1 protein-coding gene is annotated in these 330 nt (G+C 35.8%); it reads right to left on the reverse strand.

Features of this window, described 5'->3' with window-relative positions; all coding sequences use genetic code 11:
* A partial coding sequence (locus KVT37_RS32020) for a hypothetical protein (RefSeq protein WP_217578999.1) occupies positions 1–330 on the reverse strand: 330 nt, incomplete at both ends.

A 330-nucleotide genomic window follows, 5' to 3' on the forward strand; every position in this document is an offset into this window, starting at 1 on the left:
ATAAAGTCAATTTTACGTTTAATAGTATTGGCGCCACGTAATTCTACTCTGTAACGTAATTCCCCCTTTTTTTCAAATAAACCAGGTAATTGAGATAAAAGAGAAAGTGGAGCCACAAATTCTTTAGCGGTCATCGTTCGTTTTCCGGTAAGTTCTACAATTCCTCGCTCCCAATCTGTTTTCTTAGTAGCGAAGTCAATATATTGCTCAGGAGTCATAGATTCAAATTTTTGAGGTTTGATAATGTCATCGGAACCCTTAAGAACCCATTCACCTGAGGCAAATATAGTAATAGTCTTATTGGATGTATCTTTCTCAATCTCAGTAATT

Origin of the sequence: Mesorhizobium sp. GbtcB19, assembly GCF_019091085.1 — a bacterium.
Classification (GTDB): Bacteria; Pseudomonadota; Alphaproteobacteria; order Rhizobiales; family Rhizobiaceae; genus Mesorhizobium.